Annotated in this window: 11 protein-coding genes; 10 read left to right on the top strand and 1 reads right to left on the bottom strand. The window is 69.9% G+C overall.

Annotated features, from left to right (window positions below; translation table 11 throughout):
• Positions 1–157 precede the first annotated feature (157 nt).
• Positions 158–766 carry a beta-class carbonic anhydrase gene (locus tag P2Q00_RS09495; protein ID WP_425579529.1) on the bottom strand — a complete coding sequence of 203 codons (609 nt, stop codon included), beginning with the start codon at positions 764–766 and terminating at the stop codon, positions 158–160.
• A gap of 381 nt (positions 767–1147) precedes the next feature.
• Between P2Q00_RS09495 and rsmH the strand changes: the two genes are divergently transcribed.
• From rsmH to P2Q00_RS09445, 10 genes are all read left to right on the top strand, one after another.
• Positions 1148–2104 carry a 16S rRNA (cytosine(1402)-N(4))-methyltransferase RsmH gene (gene rsmH, locus P2Q00_RS09490; RefSeq protein ID WP_275771419.1) on the top strand — a complete coding sequence of 319 codons (957 nt, stop codon included), beginning with the start codon at positions 1148–1150 and terminating at the stop codon, positions 2102–2104.
• Positions 2105–2162: 58 nt separating this feature from the next.
• Positions 2163–2669 carry a cell division protein FtsL gene (gene ftsL, locus P2Q00_RS09485; protein WP_275771418.1) on the top strand — a complete coding sequence of 169 codons (507 nt, stop codon included), beginning with the start codon at positions 2163–2165 and terminating at the stop codon, positions 2667–2669.
• 5 nt (positions 2670–2674) lie between these two features.
• Entirely contained in the window at positions 2675–4630 is a 1956-nt protein-coding gene (locus P2Q00_RS09480) for a peptidoglycan D,D-transpeptidase FtsI family protein (protein ID WP_275771417.1), read from the top strand.
• 161 nt (positions 4631–4791) lie between these two features.
• The gene (locus P2Q00_RS09475) at positions 4792–6312 is read left to right on the top strand and encodes a UDP-N-acetylmuramoyl-L-alanyl-D-glutamate--2,6-diaminopimelate ligase (RefSeq protein WP_275771415.1); all 1521 of its coding nucleotides are present in this window, start codon (positions 4792–4794) and stop codon (positions 6310–6312) included.
• Positions 6313–6316: 4 nt separating this feature from the next.
• Complete coding sequence (locus P2Q00_RS09470; RefSeq protein ID WP_275771412.1) at positions 6317–7723, top strand: UDP-N-acetylmuramoyl-tripeptide--D-alanyl-D-alanine ligase; 1407 nt, start codon at positions 6317–6319, stop codon at positions 7721–7723.
• Positions 7723–8793, top strand: a complete 1071-nt coding sequence (gene mraY, locus P2Q00_RS09465) for a phospho-N-acetylmuramoyl-pentapeptide-transferase (protein ID WP_275771872.1) — start codon at positions 7723–7725, stop codon at positions 8791–8793. The genes P2Q00_RS09470 and mraY overlap by 1 nt, the downstream gene beginning before the upstream one ends.
• Positions 8775–10193: a UDP-N-acetylmuramoyl-L-alanine--D-glutamate ligase gene (murD, locus tag P2Q00_RS09460; protein ID WP_275771409.1), complete on the top strand. Its 1419-nt coding sequence runs from the start codon at positions 8775–8777 to the stop codon at positions 10191–10193. The genes mraY and murD overlap by 19 nt, the downstream gene beginning before the upstream one ends.
• Positions 10194–10265: 72 nt before the next feature.
• Positions 10266–11627: a putative lipid II flippase FtsW gene (gene ftsW, locus P2Q00_RS09455; protein ID WP_275771407.1), complete on the top strand. Its 1362-nt coding sequence runs from the start codon at positions 10266–10268 to the stop codon at positions 11625–11627.
• 6 nt (positions 11628–11633) lie between these two features.
• Positions 11634–12731 (top strand): undecaprenyldiphospho-muramoylpentapeptide beta-N-acetylglucosaminyltransferase, encoded by a 1098-nt coding sequence (gene murG, locus P2Q00_RS09450; protein ID WP_275771405.1) that lies wholly within the window; start codon positions 11634–11636, stop codon positions 12729–12731.
• A 27-nt stretch (positions 12732–12758) separates the two neighbouring features.
• A complete protein-coding gene (locus P2Q00_RS09445) occupies positions 12759–13553 on the top strand; it encodes a cell division protein FtsQ/DivIB (protein WP_275771403.1) in 795 nt (264 codons plus the stop codon).
• Positions 13554–13590: the final 37 nt, after the last annotated feature.

Here is a 13590-nt window from a genome sequence, read left to right as displayed (position 1 = left end):
GTGAATAGTTCCGCGTGACGCCACACCCCGCATTCTTGCTGCCGTTACCGATTCGTGTCACTCGACTGTGGACAACTGGCTGCGGTATGTCGGGTTTTACGACGCTTGGGCTCCAGCATGCGCGGGTTTTGCGAAAAACGAGAAGGGCCGGGCGCCGTTACGCGGGGTCGATCTCGCGCAGCAGACCCGTCTTCACGTCGAAGACGAAGCCTCGCACGTCGTCGGTGTGCACCAGGAACGGGGAGGTGCGCACACGCTGCATGGACTGCCGTACGTCCTGGTCGACGTCCCGGAAGGACTCCACCGCCCAGGCGGGGCGCTGGCCGACCTCGTCCTCCAGCTCGGTGCGGAAGTCCTCGGTGATGGCCTCCAGACCGCAGCCGGTGTGGTGGATGAGGACGATGCTGCGGGTGCCGAGCTTGCGCTGGCTGATGGTGAGCGAGCGGATCACGTCGTCGGTGACGACACCGCCCGCGTTGCGGATGGTGTGGCAGTCGCCGAGCTCCAGGCCGAGCGCGGCATGCAGGTCGAGACGGGCGTCCATGCAGGCCACGACCGCTACGTGCAGTACGGGACGGGCGTCCATCCCGGGGTCGGTGAATGCGGCGGCGTACCGTCCGTTGGCCTCGACGAGGCGGTCGGTGACGGTGCCGCCCCGTATGGCGCCTTCGGACTCGGTGGGAACAGATGCAGAAGTCGTCATACCTATGACGGTACTGGTCACAGCCCATCCGGTCGCGGTGTGAGAGCGGGAGAAGAGCGTCATCACAGTCCTCTTGTGAGGTAACCCACATGGGTGGCGGAGGTGAAGCCGTACGGGTGATTTTCCCGGATATGCCGCTTCGCACTCACACCGGGGCGCGACGCGCAGGCCAGTTGATTGACCGTGAGACACCGTGGACTAAAGTGACGCGAAGCGGGAGGCGAGGCTCTCCCTGCTGGACTGAATTCCCCGGAGACCCCGGCTCATGCGCGTCGGTCTCCCCACGTGCGCGGCGCGTACGTACGGCTCGGCCTCCTCCCGCTCCCGGTCGGCTGACGCTCCTGGCGCCGGCCGACCTCCCCTTCACTGGGGGTCCCCCCAGCTTGCTGGGGGAGGGCGGGGACCCGGCGGTGCGTAGGCCCACGCCGGATCTGAGAGGGCCCCTTGAGCCAGAGTCGACATGTCCCGGTGATGCTCCAGCGGTGCCTGGACCTGTTGGCCCCCGCCCTGCAGCGGCCGGGAGCGGTGGTCGTCGACTGCACCCTGGGCCTCGGCGGCCACAGCGAGGCCCTGCTGACGCAGTTCCCCGAGGCGCGGCTCGTCGCCCTGGACCGCGACAAGGAGGCGCTGCGCCTGTCCGGCGAGCGGCTCGCGCCCTTCGGCGAGCGCGCCACCCTGGTGCACGCCGTCTACGACGAGCTGCCGGACGTCCTGGAACGACTCGGCATCGCGCGCGTGCAGGGCGTTCTGTTCGACCTCGGTGTCTCCTCCATGCAGCTCGACGAGGCCGACCGCGGCTTCGCCTACGCCCAGGACGCCCCCCTCGACATGCGCATGGACCAGACGACCGGCATGAGCGCCGCCGAGGTCCTCAACACCTATCCGGCGGGGGAACTCGTCCGGATCCTGCGCGCGTACGGCGAGGAGAAGCAGGCCAAGCGGATCGTGGCCGCCGTCGTGCGTGAGCGCGAGAAGGAGCCGTTCAGCAACAGCGCGCGGCTCGTCGAGCTGATCCGGGACGCGCTGCCGCAGGCCGCCAAGCGCACCGGCGGCAACCCCGCCAAGCGCACCTTCCAGGCGCTGCGCATCGAGGTCAACGGCGAGCTCTCCGTCCTGGAGCGGGCGATCCCGGCCGCCGTGGAGGCGCTCGACGTGGGCGGACGGATCGCCGTGCTGTCGTACCACTCGCTCGAGGACCGTCTGGTCAAACAGGTGTTCGCGTCCGGCGCCGCCAACACCGCGCCCCCCGGGCTGCCGATCGTCCCCGAGCAGTACCAGCCCCGGCTCAAGCTGCTCACCCGCGGTGCCGAACTTCCCACCGAGGAAGAGGTCGCCGAGAACCGGCGGGCGGCACCGGCGCGGCTGCGCGGAGCCCAGCGCATCAGGGAGTCCATCGAATGAGGGGCGTGAACGAGTTGGCGAGTGAGTGGGTTGGGGAACCGGACTCACTGGAGGCCCGGTGAGCAGGAAACCCGAACTGAGGGGGCGGGCGGCACGTCTCGCCCGTCTCCTCCCTGGACCCGGGAGCCGCGCACAGGCGGCCCGTACCCCCTTCGTCCTGCTCGTCGTGCTCCTCCTGGGCGGCGGCCTGATCGCGCTCCTGGTGCTGAACTCCGCGCTCAGCGAAGGCTCGTTCAAGCTGGACGACCTCCAGAAGGACACCAAGAGCCTCACCGACGAGGAACAGGGGCTGCAGCGGGACATCGACTCCTACTCCGCCCCGGAGGCCCTCCAGGAGCGCGCCCGCGAGCTCGGCATGATCCCCGGCTCGGACCCTGCGTTCCTGAATCCCGACGGCACCGTCAAGGGCGTCCCCTCGGTTGCCGGCCGGCAGGCCGCCGTGCAGTCCGCGGCGCAGCTGCCGCTCGTCCTGCTCCCGCCGCAGCCCGTCGCGCTTCCGGCCGCCGGCGCGCCTCCCACACCGCAAGCCACCCCCGCCCAGACGACCTCGATCCCCGGCAGGTGACGGAAGTGTCCGACAGGGAACCGCCGCGCCGCCGCGTGCCAGGCCCCGCGCGCCCCGACCGCCCCGCCGCCGGCGCCCGGCGCCCGGCCCCCGGCGCCCGCCCCGCCCGCCGCCCGGCCCCGGCTCGCCCCGCAGCCCCGGGCGCCCTCAGGCTGGGCAGCCCCAAACCCCGGCTGCGCATGGTCAGCCTGGCGCTCACCCTGGTGCTGATCGCCTTCGTCGTACGGCTGTTGCAGGTGCAGGCCGTCGACGCCAGTGCGTACGCCGCCAAGGCCGACCAGAACCGCTATGTGGGCCATGTCCTGGCCGCCGAGCGCGGCGGCATCCTCGACCGCAACGGCGTGGCCCTCGCGACGAGCGTGGACGCGTACGACCTGACGGCCGACCCCACGATGTTCACCCGCGACCAGCTGAAGATCGACAACGGGCCGGAGCAGGCGGCCGCGCTCCTCGCGCCGATCCTCGGCCTGGACCAGGACGCGCTCGTCCAGAAGCTCCGGCCCAAGAACAAGAAGCTGCGCTACGTCCTGCTGGCCCGCCGGCAGACCCCGCAGGTCTGGAAGCAGATCAAGGACCTGAAGTCCGCGTTCACCGCGAAGGGCGAGAAGGACAAGTCCACGGTCAACGTCCTCGCCGGTGTCTTCGCCGACCCCAGCAGCAAGCGGATCTATCCCAACGGCAACCTCGCCGCCGGGGTACTGGGCTGGGTCAACGACCAGGGCAAGGGCGGCGGAGGCGTCGAGCAGGAGCTCAACAAGGACCTGGCGGGCAAGGACGGCAAGATCCGCTACGCCCAGTCCGGCGGCCGTCTGGTGCCCACCGCGGGCTCCACCGAGACCCCTGCGGTGCCCGGCAGCGATGTCGAGCTCACCATCGACCGCGACATCCAGTGGGCCGCGCAGAACGCGATCAGCAAGCAGGTGAGGAGGTCCGGGGCGGACCGCGGGTACGTGATAGTGCAGGACACCCGCACCGGCGAGATCCTCGCGATGGCCAACTCGCCCGGCTTCGACCCGGGCGACCTCTCCAAGGCGGACCCCAACGCCCTGCACAACTGGGCCGTCGAGGACGCCTACGAGCCCGGCTCCACCGCCAAGATCATGTCGATGGCTGCCGTGCTGCAGGAGAACGTCGCCACCCCGCTGACGCATGTCGTCGTGCCGAACCGGCTGCACCGCGGCGACCGGCTCTTCAAGGACGACATCGACCACGACACCTGGAACCTCACGCTCAACGGCGTGCTCGCCAAGTCCAGCAACATCGGCACCATCCTGGCCACCGGCCAGCTGGGCAGGACACAGGCGCAGGCCAACAAGGTCCTCTACTCGTATCTGCGCAAGTTCGGCATCGGCAGCTACACCGGACTCGGCCTCCCCGGCGAGACCAAGGGCATCCTCGCGCCGCCCGAGAAGTGGTCGACGTCGCAGCAGTACACGATTCCTTTCGGCCAGGGCGTGTCCGTCAGCGCGCTGCAGGCGGCGTCCGTCTACTCGACCATCGCCAACGGCGGCGTACGCATCCAGCCGACACTCGTGCGCGGCACAAAGGGGCCCGACGGGCGCTTCACCCCGACCGCGAAGCCCAAGAAGACAAGGGTCGTCAGCGAGAAGACGGCGAAGACCCTCGCCCAGATGCTGGAGTCGGTCGTCGACGACCGTGAGGGAACCGGCAACAAGGCGCGCATCCCCGGCTACCGGGTCGCGGGCAAGACGGGTACGGCGAACCGAGTGGATCCGGCCACCGGCCAATACCGCGGCTACACCTCGTCGTTCGCCGGATTCGCACCTGCGGACAATCCCCGCATCACCGTCTACTGCGCCATCCAGAACGCCACGAGCGGGAGTTACTTCGGCGGCCAGATCTGCGGACCCATCTACAAGGAGGTGATGGAGTTCGCACTGAAGACCCTCCAGGTCCCGCCCACGGGGGCCCGGGCCGCGAACCTGCCCGTCACCTTCTGATCAGTGCAACCAGCCAGGAACGCTCCGTGACCATGATCACTCCCGATCCCGGGAACCGCCCCATGCCCGCGCACTCACTTCGCCCGCAAGCGGGTGCGCCCGGTACGCTCACCGCCGTGCCACACGCTGATCAGTCCCAAACCACCCAGAAGGGCGTATCCGTGACATACCCGGGGCCGCCCAGGCCGGTGCAGGTCTCCGCCACACCCCTCGCGGAACTCGCCGATCAGCTGGGTGCCACCGCGCCGGAGGGCGCCGCAGAGGTCACGGGCATCACCCATGACTCGCGCGCCGTCCGCTCCGGCGACCTGTACGCCGCCCTCCCGGGCGCCCGCCTGCACGGCGCCGACTTCGTCACCCAGGCCGCCGGCCTCGGCGCGGTCGCCGTGCTGACCGATCCGACCGGCGCTCAGCGCGCCGCGGCCACCGGGCTCCCGGTCCTGGTCGTCGACGACCCGCGCGCACAGATGGGCGAGCTGGCGGCGACGATCTACGGCCACCCGGGCCGCGATCTGCTGCAGATCGGCATCACCGGCACCTCCGGCAAGACCACCACCGCCTATCTCGTCGAGGGCGGTCTGAAAACCAAGAGCAACACCGGCCTCATCGGCACGGTCGAGATGCGCATCGGCGACGAGCGCATCAAGTCCGAGCGCACCACCCCCGAAGCCACCGATCTGCAGGCCCTGTTCGCGGTGATGCGCGAGCGCGGCGTCGAGGCCGTCGCCATGGAGGTCTCCAGCCATGCGCTGGTCCTCGGCCGGGTCGACGGCTGCGTCTTCGACATCGGCGTCTTCACCAACCTCAGCCCGGAACACATGGAGTTCCACTCCGACATGGAGGACTACTTCCGGGCCAAGGCGCAGTTGTTCACGCCGACACGCAGCAGACTCGGCGTCGTCAACCTCGACGACGAGTACGGCCGCCGGCTGGCCAAGGAGGCCACCGTTGCGGTCGTCACCTTCTCCGCCGAGGGCCACCCCGACGCCGACTGGCGCGCCGCGGACGTCGAAATCGGCTCCATGGACTCGACGTTCACCGTGATCGGCCCCCAGGGCGAGCGGATCGCCGCCAAGTCGCCGATCGCCGGCCCGTTCAACGTGGCCAACACCCTCGCCGCGATCGTCGCCCTGGCCGCCGCGGGCCTAGACCCGCAGACCGCCGCCGACGGCATCGCCGCCGTGCCGGGCGTGCCGGGCCGCCTGGAGCGGGTGGACGCAGGGCAGCCGTATCTCGCGGTCGTCGACTACGCCCACAAGACCGACGCCGTCGAATCGGTCCTGCGCGCCCTGCGGCATGTCACCGAGGGCAAGCTGCACGTCGTGCTCGGCTGCGGCGGCGACCGGGACAAGACCAAGCGGGCGCCGATGGGCGCCGCCGCGGCCCGCCTCGCCGACACCGCCGTACTGACCTCCGACAACCCCCGCTCCGAGGACCCCCTCGCGATCCTTGCAACCATGCTCGAGGGCGCGGCGTCCGTACCAGCACACGAGCGCGGTGAGGTCCAGGTCTTCGAGGACCGGGCCGCCGCGATCGCCGCAGCCGTCGCCCGAGCACGGCCCGGGGACACCGTGCTGGTCGCGGGCAAGGGTCATGAGCAGGGCCAGGACATCGCCGGGGTGGTCCGTCCCTTCGACGACCGCCAGGTGCTTCGCGAAGCTATCCAGAAGACCCAGGGATGAACTTGTGATCGCCCTCTCTCTCGCCGAGATCGCAGCAGTCGTCGGCGGGCAGACGCATGACATACCGGATCCGTCCGTCCAGGTCACGGCTCCGGTCGTCCGGGACTCCCGCGAGGTGCAGCCAGGCAGCCTCTTCGTCGCCTTCGTCGGCGAACGCGTGGACGGCCACGACTTCGCCGCACAGGTCGTCGAAGCGGGCGCGGTCGCCGTACTGGCGTCGCGCCCCGTCGGCGTGCCCGCGATCGTCGTCGAGGACGTCCAAAGCGCCCTCGGCGCCCTCGCCCGCCATGTCGTACGACGCCTCGGCACGACCCTCGTGGCCCTCACCGGCTCCGCGGGCAAGACCAGCACCAAGGACCTGATCGCCCAGGTCCTGCAGCGCAAGGCGCCGACGGTGTTCACGCCGGGCTCGCTCAACAACGAGATCGGGCTGCCGCTCACCGCGCTCACCGCCACCGAGGAGACGAAGTTCCTCGTGCTGGAGATGGGCGCCCGCGGCATCGGCCACATCCGCTACCTCACGGATCTGACGCCCCCGAAGATCGGCCTCGTCCTCAACGTCGGCACCGCCCACATCGGCGAGTTCGGCGGCCGCGAGCAGATCGCGCAGGCCAAGGGCGAACTCGTGGAAGCCCTTCCGGAGGACGGTGCCGCGATCCTCAACGCGGACGACCCCCTCGTACGGGCCATGGCATCCCGTACGAAGGCGAAGGTGATCCTTTTCGGCGAGGCCGACGAAGCGGACGTACGCGCCGAGAACGTACGACTCACGGACAGCGGACAGCCCTCCTTCATGCTTCGCACACCCTCCGGTGCAAGCGACGTGACCATGCGCCTGTACGGTGAGCACCACGTGTCGAACGCGCTCGCCGCGGCCGCCGTCGCCCATGAGCTGGGCATGTCCGCGGAAGAGATCGCCACCGCGCTCTCCGAGGCGGGCTCCCTCTCCCGCTGGCGCATGGAGGTCACCGAGCGGCCGGACGGCGTGACCATCGTCAACGACGCCTACAACGCCAACCCCGAGTCCATGCGAGCCGCCCTGCGCGCGCTCGCGGCCATGGGCCGGGGGCGGCGGACCTGGGCGGTGCTCGGCAAGATGGCCGAGCTCGGGGACGAGGCGCTCGCCGAGCACGACGCGGTCGGACGGCTCGCCGTCCGGCTCAATGTCGGCAAGCTCGTCGCGGTCGGGGGCAGGGAAGCGTCCTGGCTGCAACTGGGCGCATATAACGAGGGTTCGTGGGGTGAGGAGTCGGTGCACGTGTCCGACGCACAGGCGGCGGTCGACCTGTTGCGCAGCGAGTTGCGCCCGGGGGACGTCGTACTCGTGAAGGCGTCCCGTTCGGTCGGCCTCGAGAGCGTCGCCCAGGCGCTGCTTGAGACCGGTGCCGAGGGTGAGGTTGCCGCCCGATGATGAAGCAGATCCTGTTCTCGGGAGTCATTGGCCTCTTCCTGACGCTGGTCGGCACCCCGCTGCTGATCAAGCTGCTGGCCCGCAAGGGCTACGGCCAGTACATCCGGGACGACGGCCCGCGCGAGCACGCCAGCAAGCGCGGTACGCCCACGATGGGCGGTATCGCCTTCATCCTGGCGACGGTCGCCGCCTACTTCCTGTCCAAGGTGATCACCGGCTACGCCCCGACCTACTCGGGCGTGCTGGTGCTCGGCCTGATGGTCGGCATGGGCCTGGTCGGCTTCCTCGACGACTACATCAAGATCGTCAAGCGGCGTTCACTGGGCCTCAGGGCCAAGGCGAAGATGGCCGGCCAGCTGATCGTCGGCATCAGCTTCGCGGTGCTCGCCCTGCAGTTCCAGGACGCCCGCGGCAACACACCCGGCTCGACGAAGCTGTCGTTCATCACGGACTTCGGCTGGTCGATCGGCCCGGTGCTGTTCGTGGTCTGGGCGCTGTTCATGATCCTCGCGATGTCGAACGGCGTGAACCTCACCGATGGTCTGGACGGCCTCGCCACCGGCGCCTCGGTGCTGGTCTTCGGCGCATACACGTTCATCGGTGTCTGGCAGTTCCAGGAGTCCTGCGCCAACGCGCAGACCCTGACCAACCCGAACGCCTGCTACGAGGTGCGCGACCCGCTCGACCTCGCGGTCATCGCCTCCGCGCTGATGGGTGCCTGCCTGGGCTTCCTGTGGTGGAACACCTCGCCCGCCAAGATCTTCATGGGTGACACCGGTTCGCTCGCCCTCGGCGGTGTCCTCACGGGCCTGGCCATCCTCTCCCGCACGGAGCTGCTGGTGGCCATCATGGGCGGCCTGTTCGTGCTCATCACCATGTCGGTGGTCATCCAGGTCGGCTCCTTCCGCCTCACCGGCAGGCGCGTCTTCCGGATGGCGCCACTCCAGCACCACTTCGAACTCAAGGGCTGGTCCGAAGTCCTGGTCGTGGTCCGTTTCTGGATCATTCAGGGCATCTGCGTGATCGTAGGACTGGGGCTCTTCTACGCGGGATGGGCAGCGGACAAGTGACCGACTGGCAGGGCAAGCACGTCACCGTCGCCGGGCTCGGCGTCTCCGGTATCCCGGCGGCCAAGGTGCTGCACGCGCGCGGGGCTGTCGTCACGGTCGTCAACGACGGCGACGACGCACGCGCGCGTGAGCAGGCCGCCGAACTGGAGGCGCTGGGCATCACGGTGCGACTCGGTGACGGCGCGACCCTGCCCGCGGGCACCGAGCTGATCGTCACCACCCCCGGCTGGAAGCCGGACAAGCCGCTGTTCACGGCGGCCCGCGAGGCCGGCCTGGAGATCTGGGGCGACGTAGAGCTCGCCTGGCGGCTCCGGGGCCCCGACGCGGCCCCCTGGCTGGCCGTCACCGGCACCAACGGCAAGACCACCACCGTCCAGATGCTGGCATCGATCCTGCGGGCCGCGGGGCTCAAGACCGCCGCTGTCGGCAACATCGGCGTCTCGCTCCTCGATGTCGTACTCGGCGATGAGCAGTACGACGTCCTGGCCGTGGAGTTGTCCAGCTACCAGCTGCACTGGGCGCCCTCCCTGCGCGCCCACTCGGCCGCCGTCCTGAACCTGGCGCCCGACCACCTCGACTGGCACGGCTCCATGGAGGCGTACGCCGCCGACAAGGGCCGTATCTACGAGGGCAATCGCGTCGCCTGCGTCTACAACGCCGCCGACAAGGCCACCGAGGACCTGGTGCGTGAGGCGGACGTCGAGGAGGGCTGCCGGGCCGTCGGCTTCACCCTCTCCGCCCCGGGCCCGTCCCAACTCGGCGTCGTGGACGGAATCCTGGTCGACCGCGCCTTCGTGGAGAACCGGCAGCAGAACGCCCAGGAGCTCGCCGAGGTCTCCGACGTCAACCCGCCGGCCCCGCACAACATCGCCAACGCCCTTGCGGCGGCGGCCCTCGCGCGCGCCTTCGGGGTGCCCGCCGCGGCCGTCCGCGACGGCCTTCGCAACTTCACCCCGGACGCGCACCGCATCGCGCATGTGGCCGATGTGGCCGGGGTCGCCTACATCGACGACTCCAAGGCCACCAACACGCACGCGGCTCAGGCCTCGTTGGCGGCGTACGAGTCCATCGTGTGGATCGCGGGCGGGCTTGCCAAGGGTGCGACCTTCGACGAGCTGGTCGCCAAGTCGGCAAAGCGGCTCCGCGGTGTCGTGCTCATCGGCAAGGACCGCGCCCTCATCCGTGAAGCCCTTGTGCGACACGCGCCCGAAGTACCCGTCGTCGACCTCGACCGGACCGACACTGGGGCGATGCTCGCGGCTGTCCAGGAGGCCCAGCGGCTCGCGGCCGCAGGCGACACGGTGCTGCTGGCCCCGGCCTGCGCCTCGATGGACATGTTCGCCAACTACAACAAGCGCGGTGACGCGTTCGCAGCAGCGGTCCGCGGACTCGGCGCCTGACCCGGCCGCCTGCAGCCGGGCGACCTTGGGAGGGACGCGTGGGATCGTCGCCGACGTACAGCGGAGGACCCGATGCCCGGTAGCCGTACCGGACGTCCGCCCGTGCAGGGGGCCGTCAGACGGCCCGCCGGGGCCAGGCCGGCCCGCGACAACTCCCTGCGTCGTATGTATCTCAACGCCAAGCGCGCCTGGGACCGGCCGCTGACCGCGTACTACCTGATCATGGGCGGCAGCCTGCTGATCACCGTGCTCGGTCTGGTGATGGTCTACTCGGCCTCCCAGATCACGGCGCTGCAGATGTCCCTGCCGGGCTCGTACTTCTTCCGCAAACAGCTCCTCGCCGCCGTCATCGGAGGTGTCCTGCTGCTGATCGCCTCGCTGATGCCGGTGAAGCTGCACCGGGCACTGGCCTACCCGATCCTCGCGGGCGCCGTCTTCCTGATGGCGCTGGTGCAGGTGCCGGGGATAGGGATGTCGGTCAACGGCAACCAGAACTGGATCTCGCTCGGCGGCTCCTTCCAGATCCAGCCCAGCGAGTTCGGCAAGCTGGCGCTGGTGCTGTGGGGCGCGGACCTGCTGGCCCGCAAGCAGGACAAGAGGCTGCTCAACCAGTGGAAGCACATGCTGGTGCCGCTCGTTCCGGTCGCGTTCATGCTGCTCGGGCTGATCATGCTCGGCGGCGACATGGGTACGGCGATCATCCTGACGGCGATCCTTTTCGGACTGCTGTGGCTGGCCGGGGCACCCACCCGGCTGTTCGTCGGCGTGCTGTCGGTCGCATCCGCAATCGGTGTGATCCTCATCAAGACCAGCCCGAACCGCATGGCCCGGCTCGCCTGCATCGGCGCCACCGAGCCGAAGTCCGGGGTCGCCGACTGCTGGCAGGCCGTGCACGGGATCTATGCGCTCGCATCAGGCGGAATCTTCGGATCCGGGCTCGGTGCGAGTGTGGAAAAATGGGGCCAACTCCCAGAAGCGCACACGGACTTCATCTTCGCCGTCACCGGTGAGGAACTGGGCCTGGCCGGGACGCTGTCGGTGCTCGCCCTCTTCGCGGCTCTAGGCTATGCGGGTATCCGCGTGGCCGGACGTACGGAGGACCCCTTCGTCAGGTATGCCGCGGGAGGCGTGACCACCTGGATCACGGCCCAGGCCGTGATCAACATCGGTGCGGTGCTAGGCCTGCTGCCGATCGCCGGTGTCCCCCTCCCGCTGTTCTCCTACGGAGGATCCGCCCTGCTGCCGACCATGTTCGCCATCGGGCTGATGATCGCGTTCGCGCGTGACGAGCCCGCTGCGCGGGCGGCGCTTTCCCTGCGGCAACCCCGCTTTGGTAGAAAGCGGGCGGGAGGCGCCGTGCGGGACCGGGGGCCTCGGAGATGGAACACGATGCGACGGCGTGCCTCGGCGGCGCGCTCGTCCGGAGAGCGGTGAATTTCGGTGCATGTCGTACTCGCCGGTGGGGGGACCGCCGGCCACATCGAGCCCGCGCTCGCCCTCGCGGACGCCCTGCGCAGGCAGGACCCCACCGTGGGGATCACGGCCCTGGGCACGGAGCGGGGCCTTGAGACCACGCTCGTTCCGCAGCGGGGCTACGAGCTCGCGCTGATCCCCGCCGTACCGCTGCCGCGCAAGCCGACGCCCGAACTGATCACCGTCCCGGGCCGGCTGCGCGGCACGATCAAGGCGACCGAGCAGATCCTGGAGCGCACCAAGGCGGACGCCGTCGTCGGTTTCGGCGGCTATGTCGCCCTGCCCGGCTATCTCGCCGCCAAGCGCCTCGGCGTGCCGATCATCATCCACGAGGCCAACGCCCGCCCCGGCCTCGCCAACAAGATCGGCTCGCGCTACGCCGCCAAGGTCGCCGTCTCCACCCCGGACAGCAAGCTGCGCGACGCCCGCTACATCGGCATCCCGCTGCGCCGCACCATCGCCACCCTCGACCGGGCCGCGGCCCGCCCCGAGGCCCGCGCGATGTTCGGCCTCGACCCCAACCTGCCCACGCTGCTGGTCTCGGGCGGCTCGCAGGGCGCCCGCCGCCTCAACGAGGTCGTCCAGCAGGTCGCACCCTGGCTCCAGCAGGCCGGTATCCAGATCCTGCACGCGGTCGGCCCGAAGAACGAACTGCCGCATGTGCAGCAGATGCCGGGAATGCCCCCGTACATCCCGGTAAGTTACCTGGACCGGATGGACCTCGCGTACGCCGCGGCCGACATGATGCTCTGCCGCGCGGGCGCGATGACCGTCGCCGAACTCTCCGCCGTCGGACTCCCGGCCGCCTACGTCCCGCTGCCCATCGGCAACGGCGAACAGCGGCTGAACGCCCAGCCGGTGGTCAAGGCCGGCGGCGGACTGCTGGTCGACGACGCGGAACTGACGCCCGACTGGGTACGGGGCAACGTCCTGCCCGTGCTCGCCGACCCGCACCGGCTGTACGAGATGTCGCGCGCTGCCGCCGAGTTCGGCCGCCGGGACGCCGACGACCTGCTCGTCGGCATGGTGTACGAGGCGATCGCCGCCAGGCGTGCACACCACTAGGACCGTATGAACGAAGGGGCTGGAAGCGTGGCCGGACCGACCACCGCCGAACGCGGTGAACGCCAGCAGGAGTCGTCCGGCCCGCCTCCGGCGCGGAGGTCTGGGCGGCTCCGCCTTCGTCTGATCATCATCCTTGTCGGCCTGCTCGCCCTTCTCGGGGCGGGCGCAGTCTGGGTGTTGTACGGCTCGCAGTGGGTGCGCGTGGAGCGCGTGTCGGTCTCGGGTACCCGGGTGCTGACCCCGGCGCAGGTGCGCGAGGCCGCCCAAGTCCCGGTCGGGGCCCCGCTGATTTCCGTTCACACCGATGTGATTGAGACGCGGCTGCGGCGGAAACTGCCCCGAATTGACACGGTTGACGTGGTCCGTTCCTGGCCCCATGGAATCGGGCTGAAAGTGAGCGAGCGCACTCCGGTTCTGGTTGTGCAAAAGGGCGGAAACGTCGTCGAAGTGGACCGCAAAGGTGTCCGTTTCGCCACGGTTTCCCAAGCCCCGAAAGGCATTCCCGCGCTGGAATTCTCCCTGTCCTCCTCGGGCTCGTCGGCGGCGAGCCTGCGGCGCTTCGGCGAGGACCGGTTGGTGCGGGCGGCGGCGCTCGTCGCCCGTGCCATTCCGGCCGCCGTCGCGCGCGACACCGAGACCGTCAAGGTCCGTTCCTACGACGACATCTCACTGGAGTTGGGTGACGGCCGGACCGTCTCCTGGGGGAGCAGTGAGAAGGGCGCAGCGAAGGCCCGTACGCTCACCGCACTCATGAAAGCGGCGCCGGATGCGCGGTACTTCGACGTCTCGGTTCCCACCGCCCCTGCGTCATCAGGGAGTTGACGCACATCCGCGCAGGCCAGCACCCTGGTTGGGCAGC

Source organism: Streptomyces coacervatus (genome assembly GCF_029223485.1).
GTDB classification, from domain to species: domain Bacteria; phylum Actinomycetota; class Actinomycetes; order Streptomycetales; family Streptomycetaceae; genus Streptomyces; species Streptomyces coacervatus.
The sequence above is the reverse complement of the archived record's forward strand: the minus strand, read 5'-3'. Positions and strand labels throughout refer to the sequence as shown.